17 protein-coding genes are annotated in these 17989 nt (G+C 34.7%); 16 read left to right on the top strand and 1 reads right to left on the bottom strand.

Translation table 11 applies throughout. From position 1 onward, the window contains the following. Nucleotides 1-58: 58 nt before the first annotated feature. From M2139_RS04925 to pgmB, 9 genes are all read left to right on the top strand, one after another. On the top strand, nt 59-1444 hold the full coding sequence (locus tag M2139_RS04925) for an extracellular solute-binding protein (protein WP_280737704.1): 1386 nt from the start codon (nt 59-61) through the stop codon (nt 1442-1444). Between the two features lie 112 nt (nt 1445-1556). Then, on the top strand, nt 1557-2435 hold the full coding sequence (locus tag M2139_RS04920; protein WP_280737703.1) for a sugar ABC transporter permease: 879 nt from the start codon (nt 1557-1559) through the stop codon (nt 2433-2435). Continuing rightward, nucleotides 2435-3250, top strand: a complete 816-nt coding sequence (locus M2139_RS04915) for a carbohydrate ABC transporter permease (RefSeq protein ID WP_280737702.1) — start codon at nt 2435-2437, stop codon at nt 3248-3250. Before M2139_RS04920 ends, M2139_RS04915 begins: the two co-directional genes overlap by 1 nt. Before the next feature lie 66 nt (nt 3251-3316). After that, a complete protein-coding gene (locus M2139_RS04910) occupies nt 3317-4366 on the top strand; it encodes a LacI family DNA-binding transcriptional regulator (protein WP_280737701.1) in 1050 nt (349 codons plus the stop codon). Nucleotides 4367-4440: 74 nt separating this feature from the next. Beyond that, the gene (locus tag M2139_RS04905) at nt 4441-6744 is read left to right on the top strand and encodes a glycosyl hydrolase family 65 protein (RefSeq protein WP_280737700.1); all 2304 of its coding nucleotides are present in this window, start codon (nt 4441-4443) and stop codon (nt 6742-6744) included. Nucleotides 6745-6809: 65 nt separating this feature from the next. Further along, a complete protein-coding gene (locus M2139_RS04900; RefSeq protein ID WP_280737699.1) occupies nt 6810-7268 on the top strand; it encodes a hypothetical protein in 459 nt (152 codons plus the stop codon). A gap of 52 nt (nt 7269-7320) precedes the next feature. After that, nucleotides 7321-8748, top strand: a complete 1428-nt coding sequence (locus tag M2139_RS04895) for a hypothetical protein (RefSeq protein ID WP_280737698.1) — start codon at nt 7321-7323, stop codon at nt 8746-8748. A gap of 66 nt (nt 8749-8814) precedes the next feature. Then, nucleotides 8815-8982 (top strand): glycosyl hydrolase family 65 protein, encoded by a 168-nt coding sequence (locus M2139_RS04890; RefSeq protein WP_280737697.1) that lies wholly within the window; start codon nt 8815-8817, stop codon nt 8980-8982. Further along, nucleotides 8970-9602: a beta-phosphoglucomutase gene (pgmB, locus tag M2139_RS04885; RefSeq protein WP_280737696.1), complete on the top strand. Its 633-nt coding sequence runs from the start codon at nt 8970-8972 to the stop codon at nt 9600-9602. Before M2139_RS04890 ends, pgmB begins: the two co-directional genes overlap by 13 nt. A 220-nt stretch (nt 9603-9822) precedes the next feature. Here the strand turns inward: pgmB and M2139_RS04880 are convergent, their stop codons facing one another. Further along, nucleotides 9823-10740 (bottom strand): ArsR family transcriptional regulator, encoded by a 918-nt coding sequence (locus M2139_RS04880; protein WP_280737695.1) that lies wholly within the window; start codon nt 10738-10740, stop codon nt 9823-9825. A gap of 252 nt (nt 10741-10992) precedes the next feature. Between M2139_RS04880 and M2139_RS04875 the strand changes: the two genes are divergently transcribed. The 7 genes from M2139_RS04875 (at nt 10993) to M2139_RS04845 (ending at nt 17972) form a co-directional block, all read left to right on the top strand. Continuing rightward, nucleotides 10993-12285: an ABC transporter substrate-binding protein gene (locus M2139_RS04875; RefSeq protein WP_280737694.1), complete on the top strand. Its 1293-nt coding sequence runs from the start codon at nt 10993-10995 to the stop codon at nt 12283-12285. A 143-nt stretch (nt 12286-12428) separates the two neighbouring features. Continuing rightward, a complete protein-coding gene (locus M2139_RS04870) occupies nt 12429-13301 on the top strand; it encodes a sugar ABC transporter permease (RefSeq protein WP_280737693.1) in 873 nt (290 codons plus the stop codon). A 5-nt stretch (nt 13302-13306) separates the two neighbouring features. Continuing rightward, nucleotides 13307-14188, top strand: coding sequence for a carbohydrate ABC transporter permease (locus M2139_RS04865; RefSeq protein WP_280737692.1), 882 nt, complete (start codon nt 13307-13309; stop codon nt 14186-14188). Nucleotides 14189-14195: 7 nt separating this feature from the next. Beyond that, a complete protein-coding gene (locus tag M2139_RS04860) occupies nt 14196-14834 on the top strand; it encodes a hypothetical protein (protein WP_280737691.1) in 639 nt (212 codons plus the stop codon). A 60-nt stretch (nt 14835-14894) separates the two neighbouring features. Next, nucleotides 14895-15770, top strand: a complete 876-nt coding sequence (locus tag M2139_RS04855) for a TIM barrel protein (protein ID WP_280737690.1) — start codon at nt 14895-14897, stop codon at nt 15768-15770. After that, nucleotides 15770-16930, top strand: coding sequence for a Gfo/Idh/MocA family oxidoreductase (locus M2139_RS04850; protein ID WP_280737689.1), 1161 nt, complete (start codon nt 15770-15772; stop codon nt 16928-16930). Before M2139_RS04855 ends, M2139_RS04850 begins: the two co-directional genes overlap by 1 nt. A 19-nt stretch (nt 16931-16949) precedes the next feature. Beyond that, nucleotides 16950-17972, top strand: a complete 1023-nt coding sequence (locus tag M2139_RS04845; RefSeq protein ID WP_280737688.1) for a Gfo/Idh/MocA family oxidoreductase — start codon at nt 16950-16952, stop codon at nt 17970-17972. Nucleotides 17973-17989: the final 17 nt, after the last annotated feature.

Genomic DNA, 17989 nt, shown 5'->3' with positions numbered 1-17989 from the left:
TTAAGTTTAACGTTAAACTTAAATGAGATATCTATTTAAAATTTTAGGAGGTCCTATGATGAAAAAGAAAATTTTTGCAGCACTTTTCTCGGTTTTATTGGTAGGTAGTCTGGCAGCGTGTTCTTCAGGTGATGATACGAAAGAAGTATCTGGCACAAAAGATTCAGTGGCAGACAAAGGAATGGACGTAATAGGTGATGCTGTTCAATTTGACCCTAACAAGTTGGTAAATGATGGCGAGCCAATTAAGATTGATTATTGGACATGGACAGAAAATGATCCTGTTGGTGAAATGGCAAAAGAATATGAAAAAATTTATCCCAATGTAGAAATAAAATTTGTATTGCAGCCGTGGGATGATTATTGGACAAAATTGCCTTTATCATTAAAAGGCAAAGATAGCCCAGCTATTTTCAATATTCATAATTCACAACATGACAATATTTTTCCTTATTTAGCACCATATGATATTTCTGTAGCTGATTTGGAAGCTGATTTTACTTCAGTAGCACCGCATGTGATTGATGATAAAGTTTATTATACAGATAGTTTAATCAACACCGGAAATATTTATTACAATAAAGAAATGTGGGCTGAAGCAGGTTTAACAGATGCTGATATTCCTAAAACGTGGGATGAATTCCGTGAAGTTGCCAAAAAATTAACAAAAACAGAAGATGGTAAAATTGTTCAAGCAGGTTATAGCTATAATTTTGAAAATTACAGTGCTATTTACGAAGGTTTAAATTATCAAAAAGGAACACTGTTATTTAAAGAAGATGGCTCAGTTGCTAACTATGATAATCCAACAACTGTTGAAAATATGCAGTTTTTAGTAGATCTTTATGAAAAAGATAAAGTCGGTTCAAAAGATTTTGGTGAAGCAGGTAAAACTTTTGGTAATGGACAAACAGCGATGGTTTATATGTGGGGCTGGTTTTTAAATGATTTGAACACAAATTATCCTGATATCGATTATGGCGTGTTCCCTACACCAACACCAACTGAAGAAGTACCATTTGCTTATGATCGTTATAATGGTGAAAGTACGCCAGGTATTAATAAAAATCAAAGTGAAGAACAACAAGCAGTTGCGCAAGATTTCTTAAGATTCTGTTTGGCTAATGATGAATACTCTAAAAAAGGTGCTTTGACTTTAGCGTCATTCCCAACTAAAAAATCGCTAGCTGACGACAAAGAAATTTTAGGAAATCCTGTATTGAGTGCAATTGCTCCACGTGTTGATCGCTTAATCTGGCCTGGTGCTTTCCCGGCAACTGTTGAAAAAACAGGGGATCAAACGTTAGATGATGTTCTTTATAACGGCAAAGATTTGGAACAAGCAATTAAAGATGGACAGGCAAAAATGGAATCAGAAATGAAGAGTACAGATTTTGTTTCACTTGATTCAGCTTATGAATTTTATGACGAGGCTGGTAAGTAAACTTTGAAATTTGAATGTGGGTGAGAGCGATAAACTTTCACTCACATTTACTCTTATGAGAGTATGAAAGTTTCAAAATTAATACTTTAAAACGAATTAGGAGGGACAGGGTATGAAAGAAAAGCGTTTAAAAGTATCGCCAATCTTCAATTTGCGAAATATTACGATGACATTACTAGTTGTTTATTTTGCTATTTTTCTTATTTATCCTATTTATAAAGCATTTGCTGGTAGTTTGCATGATTGGAATCCCTTGATTGATAAGTATGACTGGGTTGGATTTGATAATTTTAAAGATGTATTAACGAATAACCTTTTTTGGAGTTCGATGAAAAATACATTTGTTTTCTCTTTCTTCTCTGTTTTGTTTCGCGTGATATTAGGATTAGGGCTTGCTCTGTTATTAAATTCTAAATTGACTCGCTTTAAATCATTTTTTCAGGGTATGTTTTATATGCCGACAATTACACCGCTGGTTGCAGTATCATTTGTTTGGTTATGGATGTTCAATCCGCAATTTGGATTAATCAATAAAGTTTTTGGCTTAGATATCAACTGGTTGCAGAATTCAAAATGGGCAATGCCAGCAATTATTATTATGACTGTTTGGAAGGACTTTGGTTATGCAACAGTAATTTTCTTAGGTGGTTTGATGGGGTTGCCAGAAGAAGTATTTGAGGCTGCCGATATGGATGGTGCAAATGCTTGGCAACGATTTACTAATATTACTTTGCCTTTACTTAAACCAACGACATTGTTCATCGTGATTACATCATTAATCAGTTATTTTCAAGCGTATATTCAAATCTTGATTATGACTAAAGGTGGCCCAGGGACATCATCATATGTTATTTCTTATTTGATTTATGATGAAGCTTTTGAAAAATATAATTTTGGGACAGCTTCAGCAATGGCGATTATTCTTTTTGTTATTATTGCGATTTTGACGATAATAATGTTTAAAATTACTGGGGAAGGAGAGTTAGACTGATGAAAAAATCACGTGGATGGATATTTAATATTCTGCTGTTTTTGATTGCTTTGGTGACAGTCATTCCATTTTTATGGATGTTTATCTCTTCTTTTGCAACTAACTCAGAAATTGTTAAAATTGGTGGAAATATTTTCCCGAAACCTTCAACTTTTGATAATTATACAACGATTCAAGAAAAATTTGACTTTATGCGCATGTTTTTTAATAGCTTGTTTGTGTCGACTTTGACAACAGTAATTATTATCTATACTAGCGCATTGGTTGGTTTTGTGTTTGCTAAGTTTAAATTTCGGGGACGTAATTTGCTTTTTGGAATTACCTTGTCAACAATGATGCTTCCATGGGCAGTTACGATTATTCCTAAATATGAAATGATTATGAATTTTGGGTGGATGGATACTTATAAATCGTTGATTATTCCATCGATGGTTAGTGGTTTTGGCATTTTTCTATTTCGTCAAAGTATCTCACGGATATCTGATGAAATGTTAGAGGCTGCACGAATAGATGGAGCATCAGATTTCTTTATTTTTCATCGGATTATTTTACCGATGTCTCGTAATACGATTGCGAGTATGGCTATTTTCCAATTCTTATGGAGCTGGGAAGATTATTTGTGGCCTTTCTTGATGATTAATGATGAAAAAAAACAACTGCTTTCTGTTGGATTGCGAATGTTCAATGGTCAGTATGGTACAGATTATGGTGGATTGTTTGCGGCAACATCAATTTCAATCATTCCAGTTATCATCATCTATTTGGTTTTCCAAAAGCAATTTATTGCAGGTGTGGCCAGTGGTTCAGGAAAATAATCAACTGCTTAGATAGGGAATCATGTATAATGGCTATAGACTAATTTTGGGAAAATGGTGATTAAAATGAAAATTACGATTAAGCAGATTGCGCAAGAGGCTGGTGTGAGCGTCACAACAGTATCAAATGTAATCAATAAAAAAGCGCACCGAGTCTCTAAAGATAAAATCGAATTGATTGAAAAAATCATAGAAAAATATAACTATACGCCGAATATGAATGCCCGTGCTTTAGTGCAGTCTTCATCTCGATTGATTGGACTGTTATATTATTCAGAAGCGGAAAGCTTTAGATTTTCTGATCCTTTTGTTACAGAAGTGTTGGAAGGAATTGAACGTTGCGCCAAAGAACGTGGTTATTTTACGTTAATTCATAATGTAACTTCGGTTGAAGATATTCAATCTGTGCAACGTAACTGGAAGTTTGAAGGTTTTATTGCAGTTGGCGTGTCGGAAGCCTTTTTTGAAGAAATTAATGCTAAAATCGATGCTCCAATCGTCTTTATTGATACGCATTTATCACCTTTACGCTATGTGGAACTAAACGAACCGGATCGAAGGATGTTTATTAATACAGATGATTATCAAGCAGGTTTAACAGCAACTAGCTTTTTAATAGGTAAAGGACATGAGCAGATTGCTTTTTTGACCTATCCTTTTCAGCCTGAGTGTATGGGTGTTATACAATCACGTTTTCAAGGTTATAAAGAAGCTTTGAAAATCGGAGGGATTCCTTATGATGAGGATTTGGTATTTACCAATGAAAAACAAGATTTAGGGAATATAGCAGCTAATTTAGACCGTTTTACGGCGATTGTAGTTACAGCTGATTTTTTAGCTGTTGAACTGATTCATTATTTGAAAGAAAAAAATATATATGACCAAAATAGAATTTCAATCATTAGTTTTGATGATATCCGCTATGCTCGATTAAATGATCCGCCTTTGACTACCATTCGGTTAGATCAAGTTAGTAAAGGTGAATTGGCAATGATAACCCTTAGTAATATTCTTGAAAAGAAAGAGTATGAGGCAGATCAATTGAAAATTTTAATGGGAGAACTAGTGGTGAGAAAATCTGTGGTTGATGGTCCGAATTTTGGCAAGATTGGCTGATGCAGATGAATAGTTGATCATCTTGGAAAAGCCAATCTCTAAAAAAACTGGTAACAGTGGTATGGAGGCGTAATATGGCAAAAATAGCTGATCAATATTTTGTACTTGATCCTTGGAAGATTATTGAAGATGGTTTTGATCCATCATATAGTCAAGTTGCGGAATCAATTTTTTCACTTGGCAATGAATATATGGGTGTTCGTGGATATTTTGAAGAAGGTACTACCAGTGAGTCTCTTTTAGGTAGTTATTTTAATGGGATTTATGAAAATACTAAAAGTACGTATACTGGATATAAAGGTGTTGTAACGGAGCCGCATTTTATGGTAAATGCTGTTGATTGGTTATATACACGCTTAAGCATTGAGGGGGAGCAACTCGACATCAATGTTTCTACAATTGAAAAATTTCGTCGTGAACTAGATTTAAAAACGGGCGTTTTAACTCGGAGTTTTACTTGGATTTTAGCATCAGGAAAAAGAATCAAAATCAGCATGCAACGCTTTTTACATATGGAAAGAGCAGAATATGGTTATCAAGTGATTCAACTAGTACCAGAGAATTTTTCCGGTGTAATCTCTGCAACGCTTGGTTTGGATTTCAATACCATTCATGCAGGTAGAGATGTAGCTTATTGGCAAGAACAAAAAAAAGGATTTACTGAGCAAGGAGCAAGTATTTTATCACAGACAATTTCATCTGAACAACGTGTTTATTCAGGATTTGAATTAGAAATAAATCAAGATGTAGTGATGAACAAGTTAGAGCAGCCACAATTTATTGGTTATGAGATGACTTTGAACTTAAGTGAAGGTCAAGAAACCACTGTCAAAAAAATGGTTACTAATGTTGTTGAGAAAAAAATTACTGAGAGTGTTGAAAGCTTATGGTCGCGTGGAGAAAAAGTTTTAGCTTTACAAAAAGGGCTAGGTTATGAAAAAGCATTGTTGGAGCAAAAAACTTTTTGGGATTACGTTTGGGCGAACTTTGATATTCAGATTGAAGGCGATGATAAAAATCAACAAGGAATTCGTTATTGCATTTTCCAACTACAGCAAACTTATCATGGACAAGATCCAACCAATAATATCGGTGCTAAAGGTCTGACGGGAGAAGCTTATGGTGGACATGCTTTTTGGGATACAGAAACATGTTGTTTACCATATTATCTGTTCAATAATCCTAAAGCAGCTCGTAATTTGTTGGAGTTTCGGTATAATACGTTGGAACAAGCAAAAGTTCGTGCCCGTGATTTGGATTGCCCAGGTGCTTGTTATCCGATTGCTACCTTGAATGGTAAAGAAGCTTGTGATTTGTGGCAACATGCTAGCACTCAGTTTCAGCCAAGCACAGGTGTTGCTTATGGTATTTGGCATTATGTTCATCTAACTGAAGATAAAGAGTTTTTATATGGGCATGGGGCAGAAATGTTGATTGAAATTTCACGATTTTTAGCAGCTCGAGGTGACTGGAGTCCAGAAGGTGATTTTGGCTTCTTCGGTGTGATGGGGCCAGATGAGTTTCAAGTAATGGTTAATCATAATGGTTATACTAATTATATGGCACAACAGACTTTTGATTATACAGTTGAAGTGTTGTGTGAACTACAACGACTTGCACCGACTATGTATGATTTATTACAAGAAAAAACAGGTGTTTCAGACGATGAATTAAACAATTGGCAAAAGTGCTCTGAAAAAACTGTTATACTACAAGAAAAAACAGGTTTATTTGAGCAACATGATGGTTATTTTAAATTACCACACATTGATATTCATTCAATTCCAGTTGAAGAATTTCCGTTATATAATCATTGGTCTTATGATCGGATTTATCGTAATGACATGATTAAGCAACCTGATGTATTGATGTTTCAATTTTTATATAATCAACGATTTACATCGGAAGAAAAACGTGTGAACTATGAATTTTATGAACCACGAACAATTCATGAATCATCACTTTCCCCATCAATTCATTCCATTTTAGCAGCTGAAATTGGTCGTCATGAGGAAGCGTTTGATTTCTTTGGATTTGCAACACGAATGGATTTAGATAATTATAATCGTAATACGAATGAAGGCTTGCATACAACTTCAATTGCAGCAGCCTGGGTTAATATTGTTTACGGATTTGGTGGTCTTCGTAGTGATGGCCCAATGTTATTGTTTAATCCTTCAATTCCTCAATCGTGGGATAGTTATACTTTTCGTGTGGAGTACAAACAGGCTGTTATTGAAATAAAAGTAACTAGTGAAAAAGTTGCTTTTCAAGTAGTAAATAATCACTCTGTTGAAATCACGATTTATGATCAGGTTTATGAAATAGGAACTGATATATTTACACTTACAATTCCTGAAAAATGGCGGACTGAGTAACAGAATGAAGACCGGATTTTTTAGTCCGGTCTTGTTTTGTATAATAAAAAAGGTGGGAAACTATCATGAGTTGGACAATAACAAAAAACTTTCAAAAAGAAAATACTGTCACTTTTGGTAATACTTTTATGCTGGGAAATGGTTATATGGGCTATCGTGGAACCTTTGAAGAATACGGTAAGAATGAGTTTGTGGCATGTAATCTTTCTGGAATTTATGATCAAGTAGGTGAAGCTTGGCGGGAGCCAATTAATGTACCGAATGCATTTTTCACGAAAGTGAATGTAAACGGCACTGAAATGTCTCTTCTTGAACAGGAACCGGAATCACATCAACAAGAGTTGAACATGAAGCAAGCTATACATCGCCGGCAAACAATTTTTTCCACTGAGAAAGGCCCAGTTACGATTACTGCTGAACGATTTATTAGCAGCGAAAATCATCATTTAATGGCATTGCACTATACTGTTAAAGTAGCTTCAGATGGCTTGGTAGTTATTACTACTGGAATTTTGGGATATTAATGGGCCGCATTTATTTGATTATCAGTTTAAAACTGAAGGCTCAACGATTTCCTTGACAACTAAAACACAAGAATTGAAAAAAGTAATTTCTGTATCCGATACAATTTACTATGATTTTACAGCTAGAGAAATAATCAGAGAGACTGATAAACAAATTTTTCGAAAAATAGAGTTTCAAGCAGAAGCGGGTAAAACTTATGAACTAACAAAAGTTATCGCAGTTGTTACAGACGATGATGAAGTTGATCCTATCACTACAGCTGTGGGTTTATCCCATGAAGGAATGACTCAAGGTTATCAGCAATTAAAGTGCCAACATATTGCTATTTGGAAAAAGCGTTGGGAAATTGCTGATGTGGAGATTGAAGGTGATGAAGAAGCACAGTTGGCGTTGCGTTACAGTATCTATCAATTACAGATTATTGCACCACATCACTCGGATAGCTTGTCAATTCCGGCTCGTGGTTTATCAGGACAGACTTATAAAGGAGCAATCTTTTGGGATACTGAAATGTTTATGTTGCCGTTTTTCTTACACACCAATCCAGAAATAGCTAAAAATTTGATGCGTTATCGTATCAATACTTTAGATGGTGCTAGAGCTAAGGCTAAAGAATATGGCTTTCGTGGAGCTTTTTATGCGTGGGAGAGCCAAGAAAATGGGCAAGATGCTTGTTCAGATTATAACGTGACCGATGTTTTTACTAAAAGACCGATGCGAACTTATTTTAGAGATAAACAAATTCATATCAGTGGGGCAGTTGTTTATGGTTTGTGGGAAAGTTATCGTATTACTGGAGATTACTCTTTATTACTGGATGGTGGTGCTGAGGTAATTTTAGAATGTGCGCGCTTTTTTGCTTCTTATGCCTATTACAAAGGAGAAAAAGAGCGTTTTGAAATGATTGATGTAATTGGACCAGATGAGTATCATGAACGTGTTTATAATAACGCTTATACAAATAAAATGGTTGCTTTTACTTTAGAGACTGCTCGAAAAGTTTGTGATTTATTAGCAACAGAGCATCCTGCTTTTTATAACGAGTTAATCGAAGAATTAGCGTATCAAAATGATTTGCAAGAAATTGATGAGTTGCTTGCTAAAATATATGTGCCACACCCTGATGAAACTACAGCTTTGATTGAACAATTTGATGGTTATTTCAATTTAGAGGATTGTTCAGTTGCTGATGTTCGCTCTCGCCTTTTGGATCCAAAAGAGTATTGGGGCGGTGCTTATGGAGTGGCATCAGATACCCAAGTAATTAAACAAGCAGATGTAATCCTGATGTTGTATTTATTTAAAGACGAATATTCGCAATGGGTTAAACAAAAAAATTGGGAATATTATGAACCGCGAACAGAGCATGGCTCTTCGTTAAGCCCCTGTATTTATTCACTTTTAGCTTGTGATGTAGATAATCAAGAGTGGGCATACCCATATTTTATGAAGACTGCTACCGTTGATTTAAGTGGTTAATCGAAACAATTTGCAGGGACAATCTATATTGGTGGAACTCATCCAGCTGCTAATGGCGGTGCGTGGATGGCAGCTGTACTTGGTTTCGGTGGCTTAACGATTAAAGATAACAAAATTGAAATAAATCCCCGTTTGCCAGAGAAATGGCAGAAACTCGCTTTTCATGTTATGCTACAAGATGAACTTTATCAAATTACAATTACGAAAGAGGAGACTATGATATGCAAGAAATAAAAGGTGCAATTTTTGATTTGGATGGTGTAATCGTAGATACTGCTAAGTTTCATTATATTGCTTGGAAAAATTTAGCAGACAAATTAGGATTTAATTTTACTGAAAAGCATAATGAACGGTTAAAAGGTGTTAGCCGTGTTCGTTCTTTGGAGATTTTACTTGAAATTGGTGGTTTAACATTTACAGAAGAAGAGCAAGCTGTTTTAAGAGAAGAAAAAAATGATGAGTACGTGGCGTTGATTAAAAACATTGATGAATCCGAACTTTTACCTGGAGCTAAAGCTTATATTGAACAATTAAGAGCGAATGGAGTGAAAATTGCGCTAGGTTCTGCTAGTAAAAATGCAGGTATGATTTTGGAAGGTTTGAATATTATTGATTTGTTTGATGTGATTATTGATGGTAATAAAGTGGCGAAAGCGAAACCAGACCCAGAAGTTTTTCTTAAAGCAGCAGAAGGATTGGGGTTAGCACCTGATGATTGTGTTGTTTTTGAAGATGCGGAAGCGGGAATTGAGGCAGCTAAAAACGCAGGTATGCGCACGATTGGTATTGGAACGAAAGAACAACTGCCAGAAGCTGATGAAGTAGTAACGAATTTAGCGATGATGTTAGCTTAAATGTAATTATTAATAATAAATCGGATGAAATCTATTTTCGCTGTGTAGCGGATAAATTTCATCCGTTTTTTTATTTGTTATAAAATACGTTTGAAACAACAAAAAAATTGTTAACGGCATGACAGAAGCTGTTGCACAAGTTAAAAGTACAATTGAATATTAAAGCAGGAAGCTGATGAAGATTAGCTTCCTGCTCAATATGTAGATTCATAAACAGATGTTAGTGATGATCTGAGTAGAAACATTTCAATAAGATATTTTGGGGGTGGTTTCCGAAAGCATTTCCGAAAATAGTTAAGCCGCCCTTGTTTTTTGCATCCGGTTTGACACCGATTTTCACTTTAATAAAAGGTGAAGTATCTAACTTCAAATCATTTAATTTTGTGTTAGAAACCATTTTACCGTCAATGCCAGTATCGGTATTAGTGACGCGAATATGTTTTAAAACACCATATTGACTCAACGTACTTGCCCACCATTTTGGTGTTAAGGTTCCACGGACATCTGAGTAATTACCTGGAGCGGTCCAAGTGCCTAAAGGAATATCATTAATAAAGAAAGAAATATCACTTGGCCAGTTGTTATTTGATTCTGGAAACTCTGATGAAAGCTCTAAAGAGAGTTCGAGTAACTCTAAATGAGCATCGGCAGGAATTTGATTAGGAACGACATATTCAACAAAACCATCAGAAAACCAGAGTAAAGAAGCTTCAATACGCTCGTTAGAAACGAATGAACGAGGATCATCTAATTCGCCAATAACTTTAGTTTCGCTGACTAAACCACAAGTTGGTTCAGCAGAAAAATCTGAAAAATAGCCTAATTTTATTTCAGTTATTGATTCTTGAAAAGGTAAATGAATTTTTTTAGGAAAATCGATATCGATATGATCAACAGCTAATTTAAAGTTTTTAGTTCGATTATCAGAACTGTTTTTAGAATCATCGAGTTTAATGATTCTGGCATCTTCTAGTAAACGAAGGTGTCTAGAAACGATAGCTTTGCTCAAATTCAATTTTTTAGCAATTTCGCTAACTGTAGATGGTTCATTTGAAAGTAGATGAATTATCGTGACACGAGTGTCGGAAGAAAGAGCTTTAAGTGTGCTAATACCGTTGTTATCTAACTGAATAAACATAATAAATCTCCTTAATACAAAAGTATTTTCAAACGAAAGTGTACGACAGTTTTACTAAGGTGTCAACTTCTGTAAACAAAAAAGTTAACAGAAAAAATGTTTTTGATTGTTTGGAATAGTGACTGTTAATTTTTGTGTTGAAAGTGACGGATGTTGTTTAAAAAAGATTGTAAAGGCTTTCTGCAGGTGTTAAGATTTCTGTGTAAAGCTACTGTTTACAAAAAAGTTTATTTGGTTTAGGAGGAAAATTATATGAAGTTCAAAAAAATGTTAACAATCGGTGGGGTTTTGTTAATGAGTGCGGTAATGTTAGCTGGCTGTGGCAACAGCAAAAAAGAAGCAGCTGATGATGGAAAAACAACGATTCGAATTAGTTGGTGGGGTGGGGATGATCGTCACGAAGCAACCTTAGCAGCGATTAAGGCCTTTGAAAAAGAGAATCCGGATATTAAAGTAAAAGCAGAATACAGCGGTTGGGATGGTGTTGAGCAAAAAATGGCAACACAAATTACTGGTAAAACTGAACCAGATGTCATGCAAGTTAACTATGACTGGATTGCGCAATATTCACCAACTGGCGAAGGTTTTGCAGACTTAAGTACATTAGATGGGTTGGATTTATCTGGCTATGATGAAACAACATTAGAATCAGGCAAAGTTAACGGTTTGTTAAATGCAGTACCTTTTAGTGAAAATGCTCGCGTATGGTGTATTAACCCTAAAGCATTTGAAGAACGTGGTGTTGAAATTCCAACGACATGGGACGAATATATTGAAGCAGCCGATAAATTTGAAGATGGTGCTTTCCCTGCACGAATTGATACTTATGCACTATTAACTTATATGCAACAAAAAACAGGCAAAACAATTTTAGCAGAAGACGGAACTTTTCAATATGATAAAGCAACAGTTAAGGAAGCTTTTGATTGGTATAAAGGTTTGATTGATAAAGGGGTTATTCCAACAATTCAAGAAACTAAAGAACAAGCAGATGCAAACCCAGGCGCGCCAGCTAAAAAATTATTAGATGGACAGTATGGCAATTTGACAACTTGGTCTGCGCAAGTTTCTGGGGAATATAAAAATATGGAAGAAGCTGGTCAAGAATTAGCTTTGATTAATTTTCCAACATTAACTAAAGATGGTGAACAAGTAGTTATTAATAAACCATCTATGTTGTTTGCAGTTTCTAAAAATTCTAAGAATCAAGAAGCGGCAGCAAAACTATTGAATTTCTTATTAAACGAACCAGAAGGCGTAAAAGCGATGAGTTTAGCACGTGGTGTGCCAGCAAACCAAACAGCTTTTGATATTTTAGAGGCTGATGGTCAAGTTACTGGTATTGATAAAGATGTTCATGAATATGTACAAAATACTGAAGGTATTACTTTTAGCAAATACACTGAGATGAGTAAAGTAATGCAAGCATACAACGATGCATTTGATGAATTTTCATATGGGAAAATTGATTCATCTGAAGCAGCTCAAAGAACAATTGATGGTATGACTGAGGCAGTTGAACAAGTAAAAAGTACAATTGAGTAAGTAATTAATAGTGGAAAGCGCACGGGTTTCTAAAAAGCTATCCCAGCGTTTTTCACTTTGTTTAAGCGTTTTAATATGAATTTTTTTCTGAATAATAAGTTTCAGAAAATTTATTACCTTAATATGAATGAGGAGAAACGATTATGAGAAAGAAAAATTGGACAGGATTATTGTACGTGATGCCATGGGTCATTGGTTTTTGTATCTTTACAGTATATCCTTTTTTGAATTCTCTTTATATCAGCTTTACTGACTTTACTATGGTTCGTGAGCCGAGATTAATTGGTTTAGCCAATTATAAAGAGTTATTTGCTGATAAAGAGTTTTTAAATTCATTAGTAGCAACTTTTAAATACGCAATTTTAACTGTACCCGCTTCTTTAGTCTTTGCATTATTGATAGCAGTAATTTTGAATTTTAAACTTAAAGGTATTAATTTTTTCCGAACAGCTTATTATATTCCTTCTATTTTAGGGGGGAATGTGGCTATTTCTGTAATTTGGAAATTTTTATTTACAGGTGATGGTTTGATTAACCAAGCGATTGGTATCTTTGGAATTGATCCTTTACCATGGTTATCTGATCCTAATTTAGCAATGATTGTAGTTTCTTTATTACGTGTTTGGCAATTTGGTTCATCAATGATTATTTTCTTAGCAGCGCTGCAAAATATTCCAGTGGAACTTTACGAAGCTGCCGAAGTAGATGGAGCGAAAAAAATCACACAATTCTTTAAAATTACACTACCATTAATCACGCCTTCATTATTCTTCAATTTAGTTATGGGAATGGTAGGGGCGTTTCAAGAGTTCAACAGTGCCTACTTGATTACAGGTGGTGGCCCGTTGAAAGCAACTCAATTTACATCGTTAATGATCTATAATTACTCATTTAAATTTTTCCGTATGGGTTATGCCAGCGCGATGTCATGGATCTTGTTTATTATCATTATGATTTTTACGGGAATTATTTTCTTAACGCAAAATAAATGGGTGTACTATGTGGATGAGGAGTGATGAAAATGGCAAATAATACAGTTAGTCAAGTTCATGTAAAAAGAAAAAAACCAATTAAAATTGGTGCAATAATCCGTTATGTTATTTTGTTAGCAGTTGCTTTATTGATGTTATATCCAATTATTTGGATGGTAGGGGCAACTTTTAAAACAAATGCTGAAATATTTAGTTCAATTGGTTTTTGGCCTAAATCTTTTGATTTTACGCCTTATATCAAGGGCTGGCAAACAGGGACGGAATTTACTTTTGCAACTTATTTTATCAATACTTTCAAAATTGTAATTCCTAAAGTTGTATTTACTTTGATTTCGACAGTTTTCGTTTCTTATGGCTTTGCAAGATTTGATTTTCCATTTAAGAAAATCTTGTTTTCTGCTATGATTTCTACCATGTTTTTACCTGGAGTTGTAAAAACCATTCCTATGTATTTATTATGGCGAGATTTAGGATTTTTAGATACTTATGTACCATTAATCGCAGGGACTTTATTTGCGCAAAGTGCTTTTAACATCTTTATGTTAGTCCAATTTATGCGAGGAATTCCACGAGATTATGATGAAGCAGCCATGATGGATGGCTGTAACTCGATTCAGTTTTTATTTAAAATTTTATTACCGATTGTTAGACCAGCTTTAGTAACAATTGGTTTGCTTGAATTTATGGGAAGTATGAATGACTTTATGGGGCCATTAATCTATATTTCTAGCGTTGAAAAATTCCCAGTATCTGTAGCATTGAAAATGGCAATGGATACAACTAGCGGTAATTTTAACTGGAATCAAATTATTGCTATGTCAGTAATTGCTTTATTACCATCAATTATTTTATTCTTCTCAGCATCAAAACAATTTATTGATGGCATGTCTACAGGTGGCTTGAAAGGATAAGATCGTTATGTTTGCAAGTATTAAAAATATTATCTCACCCAAATCAGTTCAAGCGATTAATGGTGCGATTTATGATTATGTAAAAATAAGTATCTTTATGACTTTATATTCTTTACCTTGGACGATAGTAAATCTTGTTTTTAAGTTTTCTGAAAAAACTTATATCTTTTATGCGCTTGCTTTTCTTTTTGTGGTACCTAATTTAGTGACGTTACTACAAGTTTTTGATAAAGAGAATATTTCGTTTAAAGATTATAGTGCTCTTTTGAGAGCTGGCTATCAAAAGAAGTTCCTTTTAGGTGTAGTGTTAGTAGCCGTAATTAGCTTTTGCCTGACAGATACGTATATTTTAATGGAATTGATGCAACTAAACTGGCTATTTCCTTTGTTATACATTAGCTTGATGTTTATTGTGGTAGCTAGTATTTATAGTTTGCTATTTTTTCAAACTGAAACGAGTTGGCAAGAAGTGATAAAAAAGGCTGTATTTTTCAGCTGGCGCTATAGTTTTAGAACTTTGTGCATCTTTTTGTTGTTGATGTTATGGTTAAGCATTGGATATTTTCTTCAAGGCTTAAATTTTATTTTTGGTAATGCATTGTTTTGGGGAATAATTTATAGATTAGCTTCTAAAAAAATTAATTAATTTAAGCGTTGGTATGCGTAGTTATAACTGATGACTTAAATAAGGTAAGGTGAGAAAAAGATGGATAATTTTATAGTTACTGGTTTTGCAGATGAAATCAGTCCGGATTTTGAAAATCAAGTAAGTGTATTAAAGAAAAACGGTATCTCTCATATTGAAATTCGGGGGATTGATGGTAAAAACGTCAGTGATTTCTCAATTGAAGAAGCACAGCTTTATAAGCAAAAATTTGATGATGCAGGTATTAAAGTTTCCAGTATTGGCTCGCCAATCGGTAAGATTAATATCGAAGAGGCATTTAGTGAACATCTAGAGAAATTTAAACATGTTTTAGCTATCGCAGAAATTTTCAATAGTCCTTATATTCGGATGTTTAGTTTCTTTATTGATGAAGGGAAAAACGCTGATGACTTTAAAGAAGAAGTATTAAATCGTTGGCGTCAGTTTTTAGCTGTTGCTAAGGATTATCCGAAAATTACTTTACTTCATGAAAATGAAAAAGATATTTACGGAGATCTTCCTGAACGTTGCTTTACTTTAATTGAAGAATTAGCTAATCCACAATTGAAAGTTGCATTTGACCCGGCAAATTTTGTTCAGTGTGATGTTGAAGTTTATCCACGAGCTTACAATTTGTTGAAAGATCAAATTGCTTATATGCATATTAAGGATGCTAAGTTTAGCGACCATAAAGTAACGCCGGCTGGCATGGGAGATGGCCAAGTTCAACGAGTTTTAGAAGAATTAGTTAGTCAAGATTTTAGAGGGTTTGTTTCACTAGAGCCTCATTTATCAATATTTGATGGTTTTGCTGAGTTAGAGAAAGAGAATGTTTCAATTTCTGCAGAGGCTTCTGACGGCGAAAAATTATTTACAGTAGCTAGTGATGCATTAAAAACTATTTTAGTAGATGGCATGAAACAGGAGTGGAAGTAATGAAAAAAGTTAATGTAGTAATTATAGGTATTGGTAATATTGGTAATTTGCATATTAATAATATTCTTTCAGGTGAAATTCAAGGCGTTGAGTTAGCTGGATTTTGTGATATCAACCCTGAAAAATTAGTAACTGCTAAAGAGCGTTACGGCGAAAACTATAAATTTTATGGAAATGCTGAAGAAGTATTTAAAGATTCAGAAGTGGATGCAGTTATTATTTCAACGCCACATTATGATCATCCCGTTTTAGCAATTGCGGCATTAAAAGCTGGCAAACACGCTTTAGTAGAAAAACCAGCTGGTGTGTATACAAAAAAAGTCAGAGAAATGATTGAAGAATCACAAAAACATCCAGAGTTAACGTTATCACTGATGTACAATCAACGAATGAATCCAATTTATCAAAAAGCTAAAGAGTTAGTTGAAGCTGGTGAGATTGGTGAGTTGAGACGGACTAATTGGATTATTACTAACTGGTATCGTTCGCAAAGTTATTATAATTCCGGTGGCTGGCGCGCAACTTGGGCTGGTGAAGGTGGCGGAGTACTTTTAAATCAAGACCCACACCAATTGGATTTATGGCAATGGATTTGCGGTATGCCTGAACGAGTTTATAGTTTTGCTTATTATGGTAAGCGTCGTGAAGTTGAAGTAGAGACGGAAGTAACGGCTTATGTAGAATATGCTAATGGTGCTACCGGTGTTTTTGTAACGACTACAACTGAAACGCCAGGAACTAATCGCTTTGAAATCGTTGGTTCACAAGGGAAAATTGTGATTGAAGATGAACAATTGAAATTTTGGCGAACAGTCGTGGATGAAGCTGAATGGAATGAAACTTATACTGGTGGTTTTGGTGAGCCAGAAGTTTGGGAAATCAAGATTCCAGTTACTTTTGATGGGGAATCCGGTCATCGCAAAGTAACGCAAAATTTTGTGAATAATATTTTAAATGGTGAAAAACTAGTTTCACCTGCAGAAGATGGCATTTTTGGCTTGAGTATTTCAAATGCGATTCATTTATCTTCTTGGTTAGAGCGTTGGGTAGATTTGCCGATTGATGAAGATTTATTTTTAGCAGAATTAAACAAACGTATCGCTACTTCCCAAGTGAAAGATACAAAAGAGCAGATATTAGATACAGAAGGCTCTTACTAATTTAAAGAAGTGTGAGAAGATGATAAATTTTGGATTAATAGGCTGTGGGAATATTTCCAGAGTCCATGCAGAAGCGTTAAAAGTAATTGATGAAGCGTGTCTTGTTGCGGTTTGTGATATTGATGAAAGAAAAGGTAAGCAATTGGCGACTGAATATCAGACTGATTTTTATCAAGATTATCAAGACTTACTAGCTTCAAAAAACATTGATGCCATTATTATCGCAACCCCGCATTATTTGCATAAGGAAATGACATTACAGGGACTTGCCGCCGATAAACATGTAATATGTGAAAAACCGATGGCAATCACGGTGACAGAAGCTGAAGAAATTTGTCGGGCTGTTCAGTTAAGCAAAAAAAATTATGCAGTATGCTATCAAAATCGTTTTAATCCTTCTTTCGTTAAGTTTAAGCAGTTGCTGTTAGAAGGGCGATTTAATCTGTTAAAAGGTTTGAAATGTGAAGTGACTTGGCATAGAGACTTAGATTATTATCGTGAAGCTGATTGGAAAGGGACTTGGCAAGAAGAAGGTGGCGGTGTTTTAATCAATCAAGCCATTCATACGTTAGATGTTATTTCTTGGTTTGTAAAATGTCCGCAAAAAATTAAAGGGAAAATCATGACATCTTTGCTTGAAAACGACATTGAAGTGGAAGATGCAGCTATGGCGACAGCTTTAATTGATGAAACGGTTCCGGTGGTGATCCATGCTTCGAATAACTATTCTTCTGATCCGACGCCAATTGTAACTTTTGATTTTGGAAAAGATATTGTTCGACTTTCCAATAAAGAATTATGGATTAATAATCAAAATGTATTACTAGCAACAGATTCAGACAGTGTGGCTGCAAAAGATTATTGGGGCAATGGGCATCAGCGTTTGATTCAAACTTTTGTTAATAAAATTACAGGTGCATCAGATCCATATCTTAGCTATTTAGCTAGTGAAGATGCTATAGATTCTTTAATGATGGTTTGTGGTATTTATGATTCAGATAGAAAAAATCAATGGGTTGAATTGATTAGAAATGTTTATTAAGGAAGGCGTTAAAAGAA

It is taken from the genome of Enterococcus sp. PF1-24 (assembly GCF_029893325.1).
GTDB lineage: Bacteria > Bacillota > Bacilli > Lactobacillales > Enterococcaceae > HY326.
The sequence above is the reverse complement of the archived record's forward strand: the minus strand, read 5'-3'. Positions and strand labels throughout refer to the sequence as shown.